Below are 21,490 nucleotides of genomic sequence, written 5' to 3' on the forward strand. Positions count from 1 at the left end.
TGCGAGTTGCTAGTTGCGCCGCCGGTTGCCTGTAGTGCGGTACACGTCAAAGACACCATCGATCCGGCGAACCGCGTTCAGGACATGGTGCAGATACTTGGGGTCGCCCATCTCAAACGCGAACTTCGAGATAGCCACGCGGTCGCTGGACGTGTGCACCGAGGCGGCGAGGATGTTCACGTGGTTGTCGGACAAAACGCGGGTAACGTCGGAGAGCAGTGACTTGCGGTCCAGTGCCTCGACCTGGATTTCCACCAGGAACACACTGGATTGCGTAGGAGCCCACTCAACCTCCACGATCCTGTCAGGCTGGTCGCGAAGCCCGGAAACGTTGGTGCAGTCAGTCCGGTGGATCGACACACCGGAGCCCCGGGTGACGAAGCCAAGGATCGGATCCGGTGGCACGGGCGTACAGCATCGGGCGAGCTTGACCCACACATCACCTACACCGCGCACAATGACACCGGAGTCGGAGAACTTGGTCTTGGCCACCTGGGTAGGAATGCTGACCTCATCGAGCTCCTCATCAGGCGTCTCATGGCCGCTCAATTGCTCCATGAGCTTTTCCATGACCGACTGGGCCGAGGTATGGCCATCGCCCACGCCGGCATACAGTCCGGAGATGTCGACGTAGTGGAAGTCCTCGGCCACTGTCGACAAGGCGTCGTGGGTCATGAGCCGCTGAAGGGGCAGGTTCTGCTTCCGCATGGCGCGGGTCAGCATGTCCTTGCCGCGGTCGATCGCTTCCTCGCGGCGTTCCTTGGAGAACCACTGGCGGATCTTGTTCCTGGCCCGGGCGGACTTAACGAAATGCTGCCAGTCCTGGCTGGGACCTGCACCTTCGGCCTTGGACGTGAAAATCTCCACCCAGTCGCCGTGGTTCAGCTCGCTGTTGAGCGGGACGAGCTTGCCGTTGACGCGGGCGCCAATGGTCCGGTGCCCCACTTCCGTGTGCACGGCATAGGCAAAGTCCACCGGGGTGGAACCCGCCGGGAGGGCCATGACCTCCCCCTTGGGCGTGAAGACGAAGACTTCCCGGGCGTTGATCTCGTAGCGGAGGGAATCGAGGAACTCGCCGGGATCGGAGGTCTCCTGCTGCCAGTCCACCAGCGACCGCAGCCAGCCCATGTCGCCGTCGCGGGGACTGCCCGGACCCACGGCCGTACGGTTGGGCTGGTCCTTGTACTTCCAGTGCGCAGCCACGCCGTACTCGGCACGGCGATGCATCTCGTGGGTGCGGATCTGGATTTCCACCGGTTTACCGCCAGGGCCAATCACTGTCGTGTGCAGCGATTGGTACATGTTGAACTTGGGCATGGCGATGTAATCCTTGAACCGCCCTGGCAGCGGGTTCCATCGCGAATGGAGGGTACCGAGCGCCGCGTAACAGTCCCTGACCGAATCAACCAGGACGCGGACACCCATGAGGTCGTTGATGTCGTCGAAGTCTTTGTCCCGGACGATCATCTTCTGGTAGATGGAGTAGTAGTGCTTGGGCCGGCCCGTAATGGTGGCCTTGATCCGCGCGGTCCGGAGGTCGTCCGCGATCTGGTTGCGGATGACGCTGAGGCTCTTCTCGCGCTCCGGGGTGCGGTCCCCCACCATCCGCACGATTTCCTCGTAGACCTTGGGATAGAGCGCAGCGAAGGACAGGTCTTCCAGTTCCCACTTGATGGTGTTCATGCCCAGCCTGTGGGCGAGGGGCGCGAAAATCTCCAGCGTCTCCCGCGCTTTCCGCGAGGACGACTCTGCCGAGACAAAACGCCAGGTCCGGGCGTTGTGGAGCCGGTCCGCGAGCTTGATCATGAGGACCCGGATGTCCTTGGCCATGGCCACGACCATCTTGCGCACGGTCTCGGACTGGGCGGCCTCGCCGAAGCTCACCTTGTCCAGCTTGGTGACACCGTCCACCAGCATGGCCACTTCGGGGCCGAAATCCCGGGTGAGGTCAGCCAAGGTGTACGGCGTATCCTCCACCGTGTCATGGAGCAAAGCGGCAGCCAGCGTGGTGCCGGTCATGCCGAGTTCGGCAAGAATCGTGGCAACGGCTACCGGATGGGTGATGTATGGGTCACCGCTCTTGCGCTTCTGTCCCTGGTGGCTGCGCTCGGCGACGGTAAACGCCCGCTGGATGAGGTCGAAGTCCTCTTTGGGATTATTGGCTCGGACGGTGCGCAGCAAGGGTTCAAGAATGGGCGAGTACGGTGCGACACCGCGTCCTGTCAGGCGGGCCAGGCGGGGACCCTGGTCCGCTCGCGCCGCCCCGGGAAGGTGGGCCGCGAGCCCGCAGCGTCCACGGGGACAGCACCAAGAGCCCGCCCGGCAACGCTGGTTGCCGGAACCGTCACGCTGCCGTGACCGTCTTCCCCGCCCGCCGGTGGTGCCGACGTCGCACGTTCTTCCACAGAAGTACCCCTCACGACCGATTTAATTATCCCAGTCTATTCCTGTCACCGAATGCTTCTCCAACCGGGGAGCACACCAGCGGCAACCGGGCAAGTCAAAGAGCCGGCCTCCGCGTGATGACGGAGGCCGGCCCAAGGGACGCTGAATGCTGCGGAACCGCTTTAGACAGCGGCCGCGGAACGACGGTGGTGGACCCTCTTGGCCTGCTTGACCAGTTCCGGTTCTCCTTGCCGCAGCCAGGCATACAGCGGCGCAGCAATAAAGATCGTGGCGGCCGTACCGATGAGGATGCCGACGAACAGCGCCAGGGAAAGGTCGCGGAGTGTTCCGGCACCGAGGAGCCCGGCACCGATGAAGAGAATCGCGGCCACCGGCAGCACGGCAACCATCATGGTGTTGATGGAGCGGACCAGGGTTTGGTTCACTGCCAGATTCACTTCCTCGCCGAACGTGCGGCGGGTGGACGTAGCGATGTCCGAGGTGTTTTCCCTGATCTTGTCGAACACCACCACAGTGTCGTACAGGGAATAGCTGAGGACCGTCAGGAAGCCGATGATGGCCGACGGCGTCACTTCAAAATCGCTCAGGGCGTAGACACCCGCCGTGGTGAACATGGTGACCACCATTCCCACCAGGGCTGACAGCGACATTTTCCAGGTCCGGAAGTACAAGGCCATCAGTACTGCCGCAAGGCCCACGAACACAGCCAGGCCGATCAGCGCCTGGCGGGTTACGTCCTGGCCCCACGTGGGGCCAACAAAGGTGGACGTCACCTCGTTGTCGGAGACACCGTACGCACTGGTCAAGCCCTCTTTGATCCGGAGGGTTTCCTCGTCAGTGAGTTGGTCGGTCTGGATGCGCATGGTGTTACCGGCTACATTCGCCACACGGGGTACCGCGCCGGCAACCACATCATGGACTGCCTTCTCCCCCAGCGAGGCGTCCGTGGTCTTGACATTGGAGACGGTGAATTCGGAACCGCCGCGGAACTCGATGCCCAGATTGAATCCACCCTTGAGCAGGGGAATCAGGATGGACAGCGCCACGGCCACAGCGGCGACGACAAACCAGATCTTCTTGGCGCCGACAAAGTTGTAGGACCGCTTGCCTGTGTAAAGCTCGTAACCGAAGGTGGCAAAGCTCGTGGTCATTACTTCTCCTCCTTGGTGCCCTGGGAAGTACCGGTCAGTTGGCCCTTCGCAGCAAGGCGCCGTTCGGCAATGGTCATACGCCGCTCGGCCTCGGCAGAGGCACCGGCATTTCGTGTCCGCATGGGAACGGGCTTTTCGTCAGGAGTACGCAGCCGACCTGCCCCGCGGTAGAGCGGAACGGCGCCGAGCCGGTCAGGTGAAAGACCAGAGAACCTGTGGCCTTCGCCAAAGAACTTGGTCCGGGCAAGGAGCTGGAGCGTGGGGTGCGTGAACATGAAGACGACGATCAGGTCCGCCACGGCCGTCAGGCCCAAGGTGAAGGCGAAGCCACGCACGTTGCCCACTGCCACGAAGTACAACACCAACGCAGCCAGGAGGTTCACGGCCTTGGACGCAAGGACCGTCCGCTTGGCGCGCTTCCAGCCATTCTCCACGGCCGAGACCAGTCCACGTCCTTCGCGAAGCTCATCGCGGATGCGTTCGAAGTAGACAATGAAGGAGTCGGCGGTCTGGCCGATGGCCACGATCAAGCCGGCCACACCTGCCAGGGACAGGCGGTAGTTCTCGGTCCAGCCCAGAATGGCGATTGCCAAGTACGTCAAAACACCTGCCACCACCAGGGAGGCGATGGTGACCAGCCCCAGGGCACGGTACTGGAACAACGAGTACACCACTACCAGCAGGAGGCCGATCACGCCGGCAAGGAGGCCCAGCCGGAGCTGGTCGCTGCCGAGCGTTGCCGAGATTTGCTCCTGCGACTGGATCTCGAAGGAAATCGGCAGGGCGCCGTAGCGGAGCTGGTCGGACAATGCCTTGGCAGATGCCTGCGTGAAGTTGCCGGTGATCTGGGGACGTCCGTCCGTGATCACTGCCAGGGAGCGGGGAGCTGAAATCACCTGGTCGTCAAGGACAATTGCGAACTGCGCCTTGGGATCCTCGGTGCCCTGTGCCTGGGCCGCTACATAGTACTGGTTGAGGCGTTCGGTGACCTGCTTGAACTTCTCGGTGGCATTGCCGTTGAAGACGATGTTCACGCCCCAGGAGTTCGTGACGGAACCCTGGGCACCCTGGACCTGCGTGAAGTCGGAGTCGGCGATGTCCTGGCCTTTGACTTCCACCGGGCCAAGAATGTACTTGATGGCCGGTGTCTGGGCAGTGGCAGCCTCGCACGTCACCAGGGGCTTGGCGGGGTCGGACCGTTCCCGCCTTTCCGTGGACGGGTTGACGCAGTCCAGCGCCTCGAATTCCTTATAGACCTCCGGTGTTACCCAGTTGGTGTCGCTGGCGTTGGCCGGCTCAGCCGTTGGCTTGGGCAGCTGGTCATCCGGCGTGCGGGATTCCTCAGGAATCGCCGAGGGGTCCGCCGCGGCAATGACAGGACGGAAGTTCATGTCGGCAGAGGCCTGGATCAGGTCCCGGGTCTCCTTGGACGGAGTTCCGGGAAGGCTGACCACCACGTTGCGTCCGGACTGGGTGCTGATCTCGGCTTCGGCAACACCGGAGCCGTCCACGCGCTGGCGGATGATGGCAACAGCCTGGTTCAGCTGCTCCTCATTGATTTCGCTGGAGCCCTCAACCCGGGGCGCCAGGATCATCTGGGTACCGCCTTCGAGGTCCAGTGCAAGCTTTGGCGCCCAGCTGGCGTTGCCGGTCAGGACGCCGCCACCGAGGACGGCGGTGAGTACAACGAATATTGCGCCTAGCCAGGTCAGCACCCTGCGGGCTGAGTTCTTAGGGCCGGTCCGTGCCATGTTCGATCTTCCTGTTATCGCCGGACAGCCGCCGGCGGACGCCTGTAAGCGCCTGCCGGCGGCTCTCCGCTGCCGTAGAAGTTTTCTTGCGCGGTGTTGCCGCGACTGACGGTGCTAGTTGTCCTTCTTGTCCTCTTTGTTGAGGCGCGCGATGGTTTCCTCCGGCGTCTCGTTCGCTGCAGGAGCGTCGGCATCCGCGGCCGTGAGGGAAGAAGCATCGTTCGGAACCACCGGGGCTTCTTCTTCGACCTTGTCAAGGATCTTGGTGACGGCCTGGCGGTGAACCGTGGCCTCGTTGCCGGGAGAAAGCTCAAGAACAACCTTGTTCTCGGCGTCATCGATGGACACGATGCGGCCGAAGAGACCGAAGCTGGTCATGACGTCGACACCAGGAGCAAACTTCGACTGCATCTCAGCCTGCTGCTGCTGGGTCTTCTTGTTTTTGCGGAACATCATGAAGACAAAGAGTCCAAGCATGACGAACAGCAATATGGTCATTGGATCCACAGGGAAGTTCCGTTCTGTACTTACGTTCTGGTCCACGGCAACGTCCCCGACGATCCAGCAAGCACGCATGGATCAAGGACTCGAACGTGCCGAGCGTCATACCAGTCTAGAGGGTAAAGCTGAACGCATCATGTCAACCGGAGCGATTCAAACGATCGGCGTGGTCTGGTCCTCGTCAAAAAGGCTGAGGGTTTCCTGTCCGAAGACCCCGGCCGGCACAGCGTAGCCCAAGTGGGTCCAGGCAGAAGCCATGGCAATGCGGCCCCTTGGAGTCCTCCCCAGCAGGCCCTCCCTGACCAAAAAGGGCTCTGCCACAGTCTCCACGGTCTCGGGCTCCTCCCCCACCGCAATCGCCAGGGTGGAAAGGCCGACCGGTCCACCATTGAATTTGGTGATGAGAGCTTCCAGCACAGAACGGTCCAAACGGTCCAGGCCGCGTTCGTCGACTTCGTACATATCCAGTGCCGCCGATGCGGAACGGGCGTCGATCTGGTCGATGCCGTGAACCAGTGCCCAGTCCCTCACCCGCCGAAGCAGCCGGTTGGCAATACGCGGCGTCCCCCGGGAACGCCCGGCGATCTCCGTAAAACCTGCCGAGTTCACCTTCAGGTCCAAAAGTCCGGCTGAGCGCCGAAGAACCAGTTCCAGTTCCTCCACGGCATAGAACTCGAGGTGGCCCGTGAATCCGAAACGGTCCCGCAGCGGCCCGGGGAGCAACCCTGCCCTGGTGGTGGCACCCACAAGGGTGAACGGCGGAAGTTCCAGTGGAATGGCTGTGGCCCCGGCACCCTTGCCGACCACGATGTCCACCCGGAAATCTTCCATGGCCATGTACAGCATTTCTTCCGCAGGCCGTGACATACGGTGGATCTCGTCCAGGAAAAGCACTTCGCCCTCGGACAATGAGGACAGAATGGCCGCAAGGTCTCCGGCGTGCTGGATGGCCGGCCCGCTGCTGATCCGCAGCGGTGCGTTCATTTCCGCCGCGATGATCATGGCCAGTGTGGTCTTGCCCAGGCCCGGCGGACCGGACAGGAGCACATGGTCGGCGCTCCGCCCACGCAAGCGGGAGGCCTCCAGAACCAGGGAGAGTTGCTTCCTGACCCGGTGCTGCCCCACGAAATCATGAAGATTCTTGGGTCGGAGGGCCGCCTCGATGACCCGCTCTTCCGGCTCCTCGCCTCCCGCGACGAGTGACTGCTCAGCCACGGCTGCCTACGCGGTTGCCCGCACGCGCGCCATCCTGCCCAAGCCAGCGCAATGTTGCGCGGAGGATCTGGGCGACGTTTCCGGAGTCCACCAACTCCGGGGAATCCGCCATGGCTTTGTCGATACTTCCCGTGGCGTCTTTTTCCGACCAGCCAAGGCTGGTCATGGCGGCCACTACCTGGGGCTTCCAGTCCGGTCCCGCCGCCACGGCGGGAGACGCAACGGCACCGGTGCCGTGTGGGACCAGCTTTCCGGCAAGTTCGAGGACGATCCTGCCCGCGACCTTGGGCCCGATTCCCGGCACTTTGGTGAACGCCTTGTTGTCACCAGTGTGCGCTGCCAGGCGGATGGCCTCAGGCTCATGGACGGCCAGGACGGCCAAGGCCAGTCGAGGTCCGACGCCACTGACGCTCAGCAGGACCTCGAACACTTCGCGTTCGTCGTCGTCGGCGAAACCAAACAGGGTCAGGGAATCTTCACGCACGATCATCGACGTGAAGAGCTTTGCTTCGGAGCCGACTTTGAGGTGGCTCAAGGTCTGCGGCGTGGCATACACGCTCATCCCCGCACCGTTGAGGTCGATCACGGCGGTGGACAGACCAACATGGGCTACTGTCCCGCGGAGAAAACTGATCAAAACCCGGCTCCTGACATTTATTGCGCCGGCCCGTGGGACTGGACCGCCACATTATCCGAACATATCTACGAATACCCTAGCAAGGGCGCCGGACAATCACCGCGACCGCCGCGCCTTTGCCTCAGCCTCCGCCCAGGCACGTTGGGCGGGGGTGAGCGTCCCTTGGCCGCCCGTTCCCGGTGCAGCCACACTGCCTGCCCGCCACGCGTGCGTCAGGGCCAAGGCCAGGGCGTCGGCGGCATCGGCCGGTTTTGGCGGCGCATCCAACCGAAGAATCTTGGTCACGAGCTTGGTCACGGCCTCCTTGTTGGCACCGCCGCTTCCCGTCACAGCCGCCTTGACCTCGGAGGGGGTATGCAGGGCTACGGGGATATTCCTGCGCGCCGCGGCTGCGATCACCACACCCGAGGCCTGGGCGACTCCCATCACGGTGCTCACGTTCATCTGCGAGAAGACCCGCTCCACCGCCACAACGTCCGGCTTGTGAAGGTCGAGCCATTCGTCGATCGCCTGCGCAATGGCGAGCAGCCGCTTGTCCAGGGAAAGATCCGCGGACGTTCCCACGACACCGACAGCAACCATGGTGGCGCGGCGGTTCCGTTCAATATCAACCACACCGATGCCGCAACGGGTAAGGCCCGGATCGACTCCCAATACACGAAGAGTCAATTCCGGGCCTTCCTGTCAGCGGTAAAGATTCCTTGGTGCCTACTCGGCGTCGAGCGCGGCCTGGACGTCGTCGCTGAAGTCCGCGTTGCTGTAGACATTCTGCACGTCATCGAGGTCTTCCAGGGCGTCCACGAGCTTCATGAACTTCTTGGCGCCGTCCAGGTCCAGGTCCACCTGCATGGAGGGGACGAACTCGACTTCATCGGAGTCGTACTCGATGCCGGCGTCCTTCAGGGCGTCGCGGATGGCCTGGATGTCCGACGGTTCGGAGTGGATCTCCCAGTTGTCGCCACTGTCCTTGACTTCCTCGGCTCCTGCTTCCAGGACCGCCATCAGGATGTCGTCCTCGCTGAGCCCGTTCTTGGGAAGGACCACCACGCCCTTGCGGGTGAAGAGGTAGCTGACCGACCCGGGGTCGGCAATGGTTCCACCGTTGCGTGAAATGGCGAGGCGGACTTCGGAGGCCGCGCGGTTCTTGTTGTCCGTGAGGCATTCGATCAGCAGCGCCGAACCCTGCGGGCCGCGGGCTTCGTACATGATTTCGGTGTAGTCGACCACTTCGCCGGTCAGCCCGGCGCCACGCTTGATGGCACGGTCGATGTTGTCGTTGGGGACCGAGGTCTTCTTGGCCTTGGTAACGGCAAGCTCGAGGCCGGGGTTGCCCGAAAGGTCGGGACCACCCATACGGGCGGCAACTTCGATGTTCTTGATCAGCTTGGCGAACGACTTTGCACGGCGGGCGTCAATGACGGCTTTCTTGTGCTTGGTGGTCGCCCATTTGGAGTGGCCTGACATGCTTTACGCTTCTCCTCTGATCATTCGAATAAAGAGTTCATGCACGCGCTTCTCGCCCGTCACTTCCGGATGGAAGGAGGTGGCCAGCAGGTGGCCGGAGCGCACTGCAACAATTCTAGCCAATCCGTGCAAAGTGGCCGTGTGGGTGGCATGGTCCGGATCGACCTGGGCGAGTACTTCAACGCCAGGTCCCACCCGCTCTACCCACGGACCGCGGATGAAGACGGCGTGGACAGGATCCACGGTTCCGCCCTCCGCCGCGCTGAATTCCAGTCCTTTGAAGTCGAGGTCGGTTTCGAAGGATTCGCGCTGGCGTCCAAAGGCGTTGCGGCGGACCGTGATGTCCAGGCCACCGAAGGTCTGCTGGGGATTGCCCTCGAGGTCGGTGGCGGGATCGGCAATCTGGTCCGCCAGCAGGATCATGCCTGCGCAGGATCCGTACACCGGAAGGCCGTCGGCAATCCGTTTCCGAAGAGGCTCCGCGATCTCGAAGATCCGGGAAAGTTTATCGATGGTGGTCGACTCGCCGCCCGGGATGATCAGGCCATCGACGTCGTCCAGTTCAGCAGGGCGCCGCACACCAATGCCCTGGGCGCCGGCGGCTTCCACGGCATGGATGTGTTCACGGAAATCGCCCTGGAGAGCCAACACACCGATCCGGAGCCCTGCACCCGGGCGCGATGAAGCGTCGGAAAGGGAATGGGTCATTCGACCATCATAGTGGCCCGGGCCTCAAACACCGTCCCGGCCGGCTTCCACCCCGGCTTCATGCCGCGTCTGGGATATATTACAGAGCATGTTTTCCTTCAGCGTTCCCCTCGGCAAGCTGGTCCGTTCCCTGTCCCGGCTCCGTGGTGGAGGGTCGGCTTTTCCCGGGCTGGTAGTGGAGAAAATCGATCCCGGCTTCATGCAGCGGACGCTGGCCTCACTCCCCCACGGCGTGGCTGTGGTGAGCGGTACCAACGGCAAGACAACCACCACGAAAATGGTGGTGGAGCTGCTCGAAAGCCAGGGCTTGAAGGTCTTCACCAACCGCACCGGCAGCAACTTCACCCGCGGCGTCGCAGCCTCGCTGCTCGGTGATGTGGACTGGAAAGGCACCCTGGACGCCGATGTTGCCGTCCTGGAACTGGATGAGGCCCATGCCGTTCATTTCGTCAACAAGGTCCAGCCGCGCTTCAGCCTGTTGCTCAATGTCCTGCGTGACCAACTGGACCGGTTCGGCGAAATCGACAAGACCGCCAGGCTGCTGGAACACATCGCCGTCAAGACCACCGAAACCGTGGTCCTTAACCGTGAAGACCCTCGGGTAGCGCGGATCGCGGATGTCCTGGCCGGGCCTTCGGCCCCCGGAACCGCGTCTGTGCGGTACTTCGGCCTCGACGAGTCGCTCCGCAGCACCTTCCCCAACGACGACGACATGCGTACGGCGACAGGTACTGCCTCCCCCGGTACCACGGTGGACGGCACCGACGGCGACGTTCCCGCCGGCCCTGCTGCCGACGTCGTACTCCGCCGTGTTGGTGCCCAGGACGCAGACTTTGAGTTCGACGGCGAAACTGTCACCACCACCATGAAGCTGCGGGGCGTCTACAACATCTTCAACGCTGCGGCCGCCCTTTCCCTGGCCCGAGCGATCCTCCATACCGGGGCTGTGGACACACCCAAACTGGTCAAGGCGCTGGGTAACGTGGCTCCGGCCTTCGGCCGTGGTGAAAGCCTTACTGTGGACGGCCAACCGCTGGAACTGGTGCTCGTGAAGAACCCGAGCGGTTTCCGCCTGGGCCTGAAATCCTTCCCTGCAGGCGGCTATGCCACGATGATCGCGATCAACGACAACTACGCCGATGGCCGGGACATGTCCTGGCTGTGGGACGTGGAGTTCGACTCCTTGCGCACCAACGGGGTGGACCTGCTGACCGGAGTCCGCGCGTACGACATGGCCCTTCGGCTGCAATACGACGACGTGCGTTTCGGTGGCGTGGAACCTGACATCAATGAGGCCCTGCACGCCTTCATTGACGGCTCCAGGGGCAAACCCAAGCGGATTTTCTGCACCTACACAGCCATGCTCGCCATCCGGCGCGAACTGTCCAAAATCACCATAGTTGAGGTGGTCTCATGACCTCGGAAGCCCAGCCCGGCAAGGGAACCCTTCGCGTCCTGCAGCTCTACCCCAAGGACATGAACATCTACGGGGATTGGGGCAATGCCCTGGTGCTGAAGCAGCGCATCACGTGGCACGGCTACAAGCCGGAACTGCTTGAATACAACGTAGGTGACGACTTTCCGGATGACATCGACATTATTGTCGGCGGCGGCGGCCAGGACAGCGGCCAGGTGGTTATCCAGGAGGACCTCCAGTCCCGCGCTGAGCTGCTCCGCGGCATGGCCGACGACGGCGCACCCATGTTGGTGATCTGTGGGCTGTACCAGCTTTTCGGCAAGTTCTTCAAGACCAGTGCCGGCCCGGTCATCCCTGGTATCGGCATCCTCGACGTCGAAACCCATGGAACGGACGAGCGCCTGATCGGCAACGTCATCCTCAAGTCTCCCGAGTTCGGCGATGTCCTGGGATACGAAAACCACAGCGGACAGACCACCCTGGGTTCCGGCGTCGAGCCTCTTGGAACCGTCACCAAGGGCGCCGGCAACAACAGCAAGGACGGCCACGAAGGCGCCAGGTACCGCAACGTGGTGGCCAGCTACCTCCACGGATCCCTGCTGCCGAAGAACCCGGCGATTGCCGACTTCCTGATCAGGACAGCCGCCGAACGCAGGTTCGGAAACTTCGTTCCGGGAACGCCCGACGACGACTACGCCCGCCTCGCGCGCGAGCATGCAGCCCGCCGTCCGCGGTAGGGGCCTATCTATTTCTCCTTGGTGATGAGCAGTTCGTGGGCTCCTGCTGTGGCAGCGCCCATCGACTCCACCACCGCCTTGGTGCGCTGGTGGGTGGCGGCGTCCGCCGCCGGGGAGGCGCAGACACCCTGCGGGGCGTCACTGGCCACAGAGCACCAGCGGTAAGGATCACGGACAATGACCGACGGCGCCCACGCGAGGTCGGAGGTGGTCCACTGGCCGGCTTCATTCTGGCTGAACTGTGCGCGGACCAGCAGGCCCTCGTTATTGACGACGTACCAGGGCGAGAGTTCAGTGACCCCGTTGCCCAGGCCATAGACGATCCAGGTGCCTTTGTAGTTCTCGATCGGCAGGACAGAGTGGGTGTGGTGGCCATAGATCATCGTGAACTGGCCACTGTCCACCAGGGCGTGGGCTACCTCGTGTTGCTGCAGGTTGGGCTCGCTGGCGTATTCGTCGCCGGCGTGCATAACACCCAGGACAATATCTGCGCCCAGGCTTCGCGCCTTGGCCGCCTTCGCGATCATGGCCGCCGGATCCAGGGCATCGACCAACCAGGGGTATTCCGGGATTTGCCCGTTAAGGCCGTAGGTGCCGATGATCACGGCGACCGTGGCGGCTTCCGTTTTGAGCATCAGGATCTCCTGCGCTGCTGCTTCCGTACGGTAGGAGCCCGTGTGCTTCAGACCGGCGGCATCCAGTGCATCGAGGGTGCGGAGCAATCCTTCCGTCCCGCGGTCTATGGTGTGGTTGCTGGCCGTGGTGCAGGCCTGGTAGCCAACGTCCTTGGCGGCTGTGACGATCTGCGGCGGAACGTTGAAGGAGGGGTAGGCGGAGAACGGCCCGTCCGGGGTGGCCACCGGGGTTTCCTGGTGACAGATGGCCAGGTCGCTGTTGCGGATGTAGGGCCGCTGCCCTTCCAGGAGCGGCACGAAGGTGTACCCGGGCTGGCCCGCCGCGGCAGCATCCGCGCGGGCCTGCTGCCAGAGTTGGGTATGCACCAGCATGTCCCCGGTCACGGTGATGGACGTACAGCGGAGCGTGGGGCAGGCCGGCCCCTTGCCCGGCGTTGGGGTCGGCGTTGGACTGGGGGTCGGCGCCTGGGTTTCGGTCGGTGCGGGGGAACCGCTCTGCTCCCGCGCATCATTTTCGGCGATGACGCCGCATGCACCCATGATCAGCAAGAGCGTGGCCGCAGGGAATACGATCGCTGTCCGCTTCAGTACGGCGCCCATACGTGTGATCTTGCCCATAACCGCCATCCTACGATCGCGGAGCCGGAAGTACTTGGCGCGCCACCGTTGAGGACGCGAATCTTACGGTTTTAACGAACGACGCCGGGTGGCTGCCCTTCGCGGGCGGCCCTCCGGCGTCGTTGTGCTGCTTACTACCAGCCGCTTACTACCAGCCGCGTTCGGCGAGGCGGTGCGGTTGCGGGATCTCGTCGACGTTGATGCCGACCATGGCTTCGCCCAGGCCGCGGGAGACCTTGGCGATCACGTCAGGGTCGTCGTGGAACGTGGTGGCCTTGACGACGGCGGCCGCGCGCTGGGCCGGGTTGCCGGACTTGAAGATACCGGAACCGACGAACACACCGTCGGCGCCGAGCTGCATCATCATCGCAGCATCAGCCGGGGTCGCGATGCCACCAGCGGTGAACAGCACCACCGGAAGCTTGCCCGTGGCGGCGACTTCCTTGACGAGTTCGTACGGAGCCTGCAGTTCCTTGGCCGCAACGTACAGCTCGTCCTCGGGAAGGGCGGCGAGCTGGGCGATCTCGGTGCGGATCTTGCGCATGTGACCGGTGGCGTTGGAGACATCGCCGGTGCCGGCTTCGCCCTTGGAGCGGATCATCGCCGCACCTTCATTGATGCGGCGCAGCGCCTCTCCGAGGTTGGTGGCACCACAAACGAAAGGCACGGTGAAGTTCCACTTGTCGATGTGGTTGATGTAGTCCGCCGGGGTCAACACCTCGGACTCGTCGATGTAATCCACACCGAGGGACTGCAGGACCTGGGCCTCGACGAAGTGGCCGATGCGGGCCTTGGCCATCACCGGGATGGACACCGCAGCAATGATCGACTCGATCATGTCAGGATCGGACATGCGGGACACGCCACCCTGGGCGCGGATATCAGCCGGAACACGCTCGAGCGCCATGACAGCCACGGCGCCGGCATCCTCGGCGATGCGGGCCTGCTCGACGTTAACGACGTCCATGATGACGCCGCCCTTGAGCATCTCAGCCATGCCCCGCTTAACGCGGCTGCTGCCCGTGACGCTGTTCGCGGACGAACCGGCTTCGTTGCTTACATCTTGTGTAGACACAAAAACCCCTATGGGTAGATAAACGACCTTCTTGCCGGGGACACGGGCAGCCAAGGGCCGCTTTCAACGCGCACCGGGTTTTCAGGTCAAGGTGACCAAGTACTAGTAATAGTAGTCGCAGGACGGGGTCCGGCAGTACTTTCATTACTGCCGTCAGCGGGTGTGAACCGCAACTGGTAGGACAGCTGCACAACGGCAGTTGAGGGACTCTGGTCAGATGCCACTTCCCTGGAAGCGCTGCTGCGTTTAGGCCTGGGCGCCGCTTCCCATGCCGTTGGCTTCGGCCATGGCCTGCTTGCGGACTGTGGCCATGCGCTGGACGATCGTGACCACGCTGGCGAGTGCCAAAAGGATCATCGTGGCGAAGAGGACTACCGGCGGAAGTCCCAGCCCCGTCAACCCGGCGACCAGGAGCACGGACGCCAACCGCTCGGCCCTTTCGGCGATCCCTACCGATGCGTGGTAGCCCAAGGACTCCGCTTTGGCCCGCACGTAGGAAACCACCATGCCCAGGACGAGGCAGATGACCGATGCGGCGCCAATGGCAGCATCACCGCCCTGGGTGAAAAACCAGATGCCCAGGCCGGCGAAGATGGCACCGTCTGCGAGGCGGTCCAGGCTGGAGTCGAGGAAGTTTCCCCAGCCTCCCCTGCGCTGCTGGAGCCTGGCCATGATTCCGTCCACGACGTCGGAGAAAGCAAACACGGCGATCATCACCGAACCCCACCACAGATGCCCCATGGGATAGAGCACCAGGCCGCCAAAGATGACGCCGGCTGTTCCCGCAATGGTGACGGCGTCGGGAGACACGCCCATCTTCAGGAGCCAACGGGCTATGGGCGTGAAAAGGGAGGTAAAGAAGCCGCGCGCATGCCTATTGAGCATTCGATTCCCCCGGCCAGGCCTCGGCCACTGCCTTACGGACCTCGTCAAGGGTCTGGGTGATGGCCTTGGTCTGGGCGATGATCGGGAAGAAGTTGCCGTCTCCACCCCAGCGCGGAACAACATGCTGGTGCAGATGGGCGGCAATTCCGGCGCCGCCGGTCACCCCTTGGTTCATCCCCAGATTGAAGCCGCTGGGGTTCGAGACCTTCCGCAGCACCCGCATGGCAGTCTGCGTAAGATCGGCGAACTCTGCAGTTTCCTCCACGGTGATGTCCGTATAGTCCGGCACATGGCGGTAGGGACAGATGAGCAGGTGCCCGGGGTTGTAGGGGAAGAGGTTGAGCACCACATAGCAGGTCCTGCCCCTGTGAACGATGAGGGATTCCTCATCGCTGCGGGTGGGACCGACGCAGAACGGGCAGTCATCCTTGTTCTTGAATTGGTCCTGCCCGCCCTTGATGTAGGCCATGCGGTGAGGAGTCCACAGTCGCTGGAACGCGTCCGGAACGCCCGCCAACCCGAAATCATCGGTTACCCCGGCGTCGTCCGGCAGGTTGCCCGCGCCTGTGTTCTCCTCCACCGTCATCCAGTCCGTTCCGTCAGCTCTCGCGGTTCTTTACGGCGTCGACGATCCGGCGGACCGCTTCTTCCACTGGCACGCCGTTGTCCTGGCTTCCGTCGCGGAACCGGAAGGATACTGCGCCGGCCTCGGCGTCCTCACCACCGGCAATCAGGACGAACGGGATCTTGTCCTTGCTGGCGGTGCGGATCTTCTTGGGGAAACGGTCCGAGGAAATATCCACCTCGGCGCGGATCCCCGCTGCCTTCAACTGGTCCACGACATCGAACATGTAGTCGTTGAAAGCCTCAGCAACCGGGATCCCGACGACCTGGACCGGAGCCAGCCAGGCCGGGAATGCGCCGGCATAGTGCTCGGTCAGGACACCCATGAAGCGCTCCACGGAACCAAACAGCGCTCGGTGGATCATCACGGGACGCTGGCGGGTTCCATCCGCTGCCTGGTATTCAAGCTCGAAACGTTCCGGCAGGTTGAAGTCCAACTGGATGGTGGACATCTGCCAGGTACGGCCCAGGGCATCCTTGGCCTGCACTGAAATCTTCGGTCCGTAGAACGCCGCTCCGCCCGGATCCGGAACGAGTTCGAGGCCGGACGCCTCTGCTACTTCAGCCAGCGTCCGGGTGGCTTCTTCCCAGGTGGCGTCATCCCCCACGAACTTTTCCTCGTTCTTGGTGGAGAGTTCCAGGTAGAAATCATCCAGGCCGTAATCCTTGAGGAGACCGAGGACGAAGTTCAACGTGGTGGTGAGCTCGTCCTTCATCTGCTCGCGGGTGCAGTAGATGTGGGCGTCGTCCTGTGTCATGCCCCGGACCCGGGTGAGGCCATGGACAACACCGGATTTCTCGTAGCGGTAGACAGAGCCGAATTCGAAGAGCCGCAGCGGCAGTTCACGGTAGGAACGTCCACGGGACCGGAAGATGAGGTTGTGCATGGGGCAGTTCATCGGCTTCAGGTAGTAGTCCTGGGCCGGCTTGCGCACAGTGCCGTCTTCATTCAGTTCAGCGTCGACCTGCATCGCAGGGAACATTCCGTCCTTGTACCAGTCAAGGTGGCCGGAGACCTCGTACAGGTGTCCCTTGGTGATGTGCGGGGTGTAGACGAACTCGTAACCTGCGTCGACATGGCGCTGGCGGGAGTAGTCCTCCATGGCCTTGCGGATGATGCCACCCTTGGGGTGGAACACGGGGAGGCCGGAACCGAGTTCATCCGGGAAGGAGAACAGGTCCAGTTCGACACCAAGCTTCCGGTGATCGCGGCGTTCTGCCTCGGCGATGCGTTCCTGGTAGGCCTTGAGGGCTTCCTTGGTGGGCCACGCCGTTCCGTAAATCCGCTGCAGCTGCTGGTTGTTCTGGTTGCCCAGCCAGTAGGCGGACGAGGACCGGGTCAGCGCGAAGGCGTTCGAGATGATCTTGGTATTGGGCAGGTGGGGGCCTCGGCAAAGGTCGCACCAAACGCTGTCGCCGCTCTTGCGGTCAACGTTGTCGTAAATGGTGATGTCGCCGGCGCCGACTTCAACGTTGACCCCTTCGGCGGAGTCTGCGGCGTCGTTCTTCTTGCCCAGCAGTTCGAGCTTATAGGGCTCGTTGGCCATGGCTTCGCGGGCTTCTTCTTCTGTAACGACGCGGCGGACGAACTTCTGGTTCTGGTTGATGATCTTCTGCATCATCTTTTCCAGCTGGCGCAGATCTTCCGGAGTGAACGGTTCAGCGACGTCGAAGTCGAAGTAGAAGCCGTCGGTGATGTACGGACCGATGCCCAGCTTGGCATCCGGACGCAACTGCTGCACTGCCTGGGCCATGACGTGGGCCGTGGAGTGGCGGAGAACGTTGAGTCCGTCCGGCGATTCAATGGTGACGCCCTCCACCGTTGCACCGTCGGAAAGGGGCTGGTCAAGATCCTTGAGCACGCCATCGACACGGGCAACAACCACATCGCGGCGCTCGAAGAAGAGTTCCGCGCCGGTAGTCCCCTCCGTCACCTTGGTCTCTTCGCCATCGACGATGAGGGTGATCTGTTGGGCATCTGACACGGGTGTCTCCTATTCATTGTTGAGGCTTCATAGCTTGTGGCGTACGGGGACCACAGCCAGCCATCGTCAATCGTATCTGCTCCGGCGGAGGGGTCCAAAGCAACGTGCCGGTGCCTTGGATCAGCTCCCAAGTCCGGTGATGGCGAGGTTCCTTGAGACGCCTGCAAGCGGTCCCGGCTCGCTGAATTCGAGTGGAATGTCGACGCCGGAGGGCAGGGTTCCCGGATATGGCAAAGTTTCCGGGCGCCCCAGGTCCCAGGCCTTGCTTGCGCTGATACTGATGCCCCGGGGACCTGTCCTTCGGGTGGTTCCCCGGATCAGGAGCAAGCGGGTGCCGAACAGCAGGGAACCCGATTCCTCCTGCGCTTCATGGAAAAAGACGCTGTCCACACAGCCAGTGCCGTCGTCGATGCTGATGAATACCACCCGGCGTCCGCCCCGCATGGGAGGGGTCTGCGTTGCAACCCGGACACCGGCCACCAGCACCTCAGTACCGTTCCTTAGCCCAAGGAGCTTGTCCGCCGTGGTGACCCCCAGCCTGTCCAGCAACGGCCGGTGGCTTTCCATCAGGTGCTCACTCACATCCACAGCCATCAGGTCCAACTCCGCGCGTACGGTTTCAACCCGTGTAGGTTCCGGCAGTTCGGGAGTGATGTTCCTCAATTCCACGTCTCCCAGATTGAAAGACAGCTGGCCAGTAACCACCTCAGGAGCTTTCCTGGCAGCTCTTGTCTGCAGTGATTGCAGATGCTGGACAACGTCTGCCCTGGTTGCAGTCCCCCCTGCGTCCTTGTGCAGGGCATCGAAAGCCCCCAGCTGGGCAAGCCTCTTGATGTTCGGCTTACTGACCTTGGCCCTGGTCCGGAGATCCGCCAACGAATCGAATGGCTGTCCTGCAACAATCCGTCCCAGCTCGGTTTTGGACAGGCCGTAGATACCGGTAAGGCTCAAGCGGATACCCAGCTTGCCACGGTCAGGACCGTCCTCCAGTTTTTCCACCCGGTATTCGGCCTTGCTGCGGTTGATGTCCAGGGGCAGGATCGGAATGCCAAGCCTTCTTGCCTCGGCCACAAGAAGCCGCTTGGGGTACATCCCGGGATCGTGCTCCCACAACCCGGCCAGAAAGGCCTCGGGATGATGGGTCTTCAACCATGCTGACTGAAAGGTTGGCACGGCGAAGGCTGCCCCGTGCGCCTTGCAAAAACCAAAGCTCCCGAACGCCTTCAAGGTTCCCCAGACCTTGTCCACCACTTCGGGTGGATATTTTTTGATGGCGTGGAGGCGGAAGTATTGTTCTACCCCGGGTTCGTGGACTTCGTCGCCCAAGGCACGCCTGAATTCATCGGCTTTGGCCAGGCCACAGCCCGTCATGACATCGAAGGTCTTCAGGATCTGTTCGTGGAAAACGGTGACCCCGTGGGTTTCTTCCAGGACAGGCTTGAGGTCGGGATGCGGATAGTTCTCCGGCGCAAATCCGTGCCTGTGTTCCAGGAAGGGACGAACCATGTCGGATTTCATGGGCCCTGGCCTGAACAGGGATATGTCGATGATGAGGTCGTTGAACTCCCGTGGAGCCATCTTTCCAATGAGTTCACGCTGCCCCGGGGATTCGATCTGGAAGCAGCCCAACGTATGGGTGCTCCGGATCAGGTCATAGGTGGCCTCGTCGTCCAGGGGAACTGCATTGAGGTCGATTCTCCCATCCGGGCCGATATAGGAGGGGCCTTCGCCACTGGTGCCGGTGGGATGGTTTCCGGCTGCAGTTACCTCCGCTTTGGAGGGGTGCAGGCGGATGATTTCACGCACTGCGAAGGCCATGGCACTTTGCATCCGCACTCCCAGGACATCAAGCTTCAGCATGCCCATGGGGTCCATGTCGTGTTTATCGAACTGGCTCATGGGCAAGCCGATACCACTGGGTTGCACCGGGGTGCGGTCAAGGAGGGTTGCGTCTCCCAGGATGACTCCGCAGGGATGCATGGAGATATGCCGTGGCAGCCGGTCGAGCCTCTCGGTCAGATCCACCAGGAGATCCAGCTGCTGATTTTCCTCCATGGATGTGCGCCTTGACCTGGAAGCCTCTACCCTGTCTGCAAACTCACGCAGTTCGGGCTTTTCCTCCAGGGCTTCACGGAACTTCCGGGCGGAGAACCGCCACAGCTGCTTGGCGATCTCCCCGATCTCTTCATCGGCCATGCCAAGGGCCAGGCCGGCATCCCTTACCGCACCGCGTGCCCTGTAACCGTTCTGCATGCTCATCAGGGTGACCCGCTCAGCGCCAAACCGATCGAAAATGCGCCTGTAGACGTTGTGCCGCTCGGCACTCTCGACATCGATGTCGATGTCAGGAAGCGTTGAGCGGTGTCCTGACAGGAATCTTTCGAAAATGAGGTCGTGCCTGATGGGATCCACCTGGCTGATGTCAATCAAATAATTGACCAGGCTTGAGGCGCCGGACCCCCGCGCCGCCACCCTGACGCCCATGTCGATGATCATGCGCGAAACCTCAGCGACGGTGAGGAAGTACGAGGCAAAGCCGAGTTTGCCAATGATTTCCAGTTCATGGTCCAACCGCGAGCGCACCTGCTGATAGGACTTTTCCTTGATCCCGGGGAATCGTCGGTTGATGCCGGCTTCGCAGCGTTGGGTGAGTTCAACCATGGGGTCTTGGTCGATGCCGATGATGGCGGCCTCGGGTACCACGGGCTTTTTCCAGCCCATGTCCCTGACGGGGTCCATTCGGCATTTATCGGCGAGCGCCTCGGTGTTTGAGAGGAGTTTGGTGAGTTCCGGTGCTCCGTAGCCCGCTGCGGACATGATTTCCTTGCCCAGCTGGTGCATTTGCCCCGCATTTTTGAGCCATCCTTGGCCTGTGGGTTGGAGTTGGCCTGGAGCTTGGACTTGGCCGGCAGGGAACAGTTGGGGTTCTGCTGAGAGTTCGGGGAGTGATTTGAGGGTTCGTGCGGCGTCCAGGACATCCGCGGTGGGCGCGCCGTCCTGGGCGCAGTAGCGTACGGCGTTGGTGAGGACGGCGGGGATGTTGAATTCCATGGCCAGTTTGAGCATGCGGATCGCGTGGGCGGTGCTGAGGGATTCCCCGGGTGCACTGAGATGGGAGACGGTTTCTGCAACGACGGTTCCCGGGGGCATGGCGTCAATCCACTGTTTGAAGAGGGTCCTGGGCCTGAGGTATTTCCTGCCACCCATGGCCCGGCCGACGTCGGAGTCGGGCCCGATAAGGACGGTTAGTACGGGCTTGAGGGTTTGGGGGTCCAGGGTACGGGAGGCCAATTCTTCCCGGGTGACTGCCGCGGGGATGGTTCCGCCGGCTTTTCCGGAGGTCCGGGCGTGGGCGTCGGAGACCAGTCGGCACAGGGCGCGGTAGCCTGCCCCGTTGTTGTGGCCATGGGCGAGGACGATGACGCGTCCGCCTATCTGTGTCCGGTGGTCACCGTCGGGGTCAAAGACAGCGAGGTCTGCACCAACAATGGGGTCCAGTCCTGCGTCCATGCAGGCTTTGAGGTGTTTCACGGTGCCGTAGAGACCGTCCCGGTCTGTGCAGGCGAGCGCTGTAGCTCCGTCGGCAGCGGCTGCCTGGGCGAGGTCGTCCGGCCAGGAAACTCCGTAGTGGGCGCTGAAGGCTGTGGATACGTGGAGGTGGGTGAAGCTCATGGTTCAGGA

At 62.5% G+C, this 21,490-nt stretch carries 18 protein-coding genes; 2 read left to right on the forward strand and 16 right to left on the reverse strand.

Annotated elements, in window-relative coordinates:
- Positions 1-9: 9 nt before the first annotated feature.
- From ACUYMZ_RS11990 to pdxT, 10 genes are all read right to left on the reverse strand, one after another.
- Complete coding sequence (locus ACUYMZ_RS11990; protein ID WP_481605867.1) at positions 10-2,178, reverse strand: RelA/SpoT family protein; 2,169 nt, start codon at positions 2,176-2,178, stop codon at positions 10-12.
- A gap of 44 nt (positions 2,179-2,222) precedes the next feature.
- Positions 2,223-2,420 (reverse strand): hypothetical protein, encoded by a 198-nt coding sequence (locus tag ACUYMZ_RS11995; protein WP_481603528.1) that lies wholly within the window; start codon positions 2,418-2,420, stop codon positions 2,223-2,225.
- 147 nt (positions 2,421-2,567) lie between these two features.
- Positions 2,568-3,557, reverse strand: coding sequence for a protein translocase subunit SecF (gene secF / locus ACUYMZ_RS12000; protein ID WP_426002856.1), 990 nt, complete (start codon positions 3,555-3,557; stop codon positions 2,568-2,570).
- A complete protein-coding gene (secD, locus tag ACUYMZ_RS12005) occupies positions 3,557-5,308 on the reverse strand; it encodes a protein translocase subunit SecD (RefSeq protein ID WP_481603531.1) in 1,752 nt (583 codons plus the stop codon). Before secD ends, secF begins: the two co-directional genes overlap by 1 nt.
- Positions 5,309-5,422: 114 nt before the next feature.
- Positions 5,423-5,806, reverse strand: coding sequence for a preprotein translocase subunit YajC (gene yajC, locus ACUYMZ_RS12010; RefSeq protein ID WP_442423668.1), 384 nt, complete (start codon positions 5,804-5,806; stop codon positions 5,423-5,425).
- A 156-nt stretch (positions 5,807-5,962) separates the two neighbouring features.
- A complete protein-coding gene (ruvB, locus tag ACUYMZ_RS12015) occupies positions 5,963-7,024 on the reverse strand; it encodes a Holliday junction branch migration DNA helicase RuvB (RefSeq protein ID WP_481603533.1) in 1,062 nt (353 codons plus the stop codon).
- On the reverse strand, positions 7,017-7,661 hold the full coding sequence (gene ruvA, locus ACUYMZ_RS12020) for a Holliday junction branch migration protein RuvA (protein WP_481603535.1): 645 nt from the start codon (positions 7,659-7,661) through the stop codon (positions 7,017-7,019). Before ruvA ends, ruvB begins: the two co-directional genes overlap by 8 nt.
- A gap of 96 nt (positions 7,662-7,757) precedes the next feature.
- Positions 7,758-8,330 carry a crossover junction endodeoxyribonuclease RuvC gene (gene ruvC, locus ACUYMZ_RS12025; protein ID WP_426002864.1) on the reverse strand — a complete coding sequence of 191 codons (573 nt, stop codon included), beginning with the start codon at positions 8,328-8,330 and terminating at the stop codon, positions 7,758-7,760.
- A 39-nt stretch (positions 8,331-8,369) separates the two neighbouring features.
- Positions 8,370-9,125, reverse strand: a complete 756-nt coding sequence (locus tag ACUYMZ_RS12030; RefSeq protein WP_426002865.1) for a YebC/PmpR family DNA-binding transcriptional regulator — start codon at positions 9,123-9,125, stop codon at positions 8,370-8,372.
- Positions 9,126-9,128: 3 nt separating this feature from the next.
- Positions 9,129-9,833: a pyridoxal 5'-phosphate synthase glutaminase subunit PdxT gene (gene pdxT / locus ACUYMZ_RS12035; protein ID WP_426002867.1), complete on the reverse strand. Its 705-nt coding sequence runs from the start codon at positions 9,831-9,833 to the stop codon at positions 9,129-9,131.
- Between the two features lie 88 nt (positions 9,834-9,921).
- On the opposite strand from pdxT, the gene ACUYMZ_RS12040 reads away from it, so the two are divergent.
- Both ACUYMZ_RS12040 and ACUYMZ_RS12045 read left to right on the forward strand, forming a co-directional pair.
- Positions 9,922-11,250, forward strand: a complete 1,329-nt coding sequence (locus ACUYMZ_RS12040; protein ID WP_481603538.1) for a MurT ligase domain-containing protein — start codon at positions 9,922-9,924, stop codon at positions 11,248-11,250.
- Positions 11,247-11,987, forward strand: coding sequence for a type 1 glutamine amidotransferase (locus tag ACUYMZ_RS12045; protein WP_481603540.1), 741 nt, complete (start codon positions 11,247-11,249; stop codon positions 11,985-11,987). Before ACUYMZ_RS12040 ends, ACUYMZ_RS12045 begins: the two co-directional genes overlap by 4 nt.
- 8 nt (positions 11,988-11,995) lie before the next feature.
- Here the strand turns inward: ACUYMZ_RS12045 and ACUYMZ_RS12050 are convergent, their stop codons facing one another.
- From ACUYMZ_RS12050 to ACUYMZ_RS12075, 6 genes are all read right to left on the reverse strand, one after another.
- Positions 11,996-13,249, reverse strand: coding sequence for a CapA family protein (locus ACUYMZ_RS12050; protein ID WP_481603542.1), 1,254 nt, complete (start codon positions 13,247-13,249; stop codon positions 11,996-11,998).
- Positions 13,250-13,388: 139 nt separating this feature from the next.
- A complete protein-coding gene (gene pdxS, locus ACUYMZ_RS12055) occupies positions 13,389-14,315 on the reverse strand; it encodes a pyridoxal 5'-phosphate synthase lyase subunit PdxS (protein WP_481603544.1) in 927 nt (308 codons plus the stop codon).
- Positions 14,316-14,561: 246 nt separating this feature from the next.
- Entirely contained in the window at positions 14,562-15,200 is a 639-nt protein-coding gene (pgsA, locus tag ACUYMZ_RS12060) for a phosphatidylinositol phosphate synthase (RefSeq protein ID WP_481603546.1), read from the reverse strand.
- A complete protein-coding gene (locus ACUYMZ_RS12065; protein WP_426002874.1) occupies positions 15,190-15,780 on the reverse strand; it encodes an HIT family protein in 591 nt (196 codons plus the stop codon). Before ACUYMZ_RS12065 ends, pgsA begins: the two co-directional genes overlap by 11 nt.
- Before the next feature lie 19 nt (positions 15,781-15,799).
- Complete coding sequence (gene thrS / locus ACUYMZ_RS12070; protein ID WP_481603548.1) at positions 15,800-17,809, reverse strand: threonine--tRNA ligase; 2,010 nt, start codon at positions 17,807-17,809, stop codon at positions 15,800-15,802.
- A gap of 120 nt (positions 17,810-17,929) precedes the next feature.
- Positions 17,930-21,481 carry a DNA polymerase III subunit alpha gene (locus ACUYMZ_RS12075; RefSeq protein ID WP_481603550.1) on the reverse strand — a complete coding sequence of 1,184 codons (3,552 nt, stop codon included), beginning with the start codon at positions 21,479-21,481 and terminating at the stop codon, positions 17,930-17,932.
- Between the last annotated feature and the right edge of the window lie 9 nt (positions 21,482-21,490).

It is taken from the genome of Arthrobacter sp. T572 (assembly GCF_056780115.1).

Bases quoted from the DNA above. Each gene is read 5' to 3' on its own strand.
- secF (WP_426002856.1), bottom strand. From the start codon at position 3,557: ATGACCACGAGCTTTGCCACCTTCGGTTACGAGCTTTACACAGGCAAG.
- secD (WP_481603531.1), bottom strand. From the start codon at position 5,308: ATGGCACGGACCGGCCCTAAGAACTCAGCCCGCAGGGTGCTGACCTGG.
- yajC (WP_442423668.1), bottom strand. From the start codon at position 5,806: ATGACCATATTGCTGTTCGTCATGCTTGGACTCTTTGTCTTCATGATG.
- ACUYMZ_RS12030 (WP_426002865.1), bottom strand. From the start codon at position 9,125: ATGTCAGGCCACTCCAAATGGGCGACCACCAAGCACAAGAAAGCCGTC.
- pdxT (WP_426002867.1), bottom strand. From the start codon at position 9,833: ATGACCCATTCCCTTTCCGACGCTTCATCGCGCCCGGGTGCAGGGCTC.
- ACUYMZ_RS12040 (WP_481603538.1), top strand. From the start codon at position 9,922: ATGTTTTCCTTCAGCGTTCCCCTCGGCAAGCTGGTCCGTTCCCTGTCC.
- ACUYMZ_RS12045 (WP_481603540.1), top strand. From the start codon at position 11,247: ATGACCTCGGAAGCCCAGCCCGGCAAGGGAACCCTTCGCGTCCTGCAG.
- ACUYMZ_RS12050 (WP_481603542.1), bottom strand. From the start codon at position 13,249: ATGGCGGTTATGGGCAAGATCACACGTATGGGCGCCGTACTGAAGCGG.
- pgsA (WP_481603546.1), bottom strand. From the start codon at position 15,200: ATGCTCAATAGGCATGCGCGCGGCTTCTTTACCTCCCTTTTCACGCCC.
- ACUYMZ_RS12075 (WP_481603550.1), bottom strand. From the start codon at position 21,481: ATGAGCTTCACCCACCTCCACGTATCCACAGCCTTCAGCGCCCACTAC.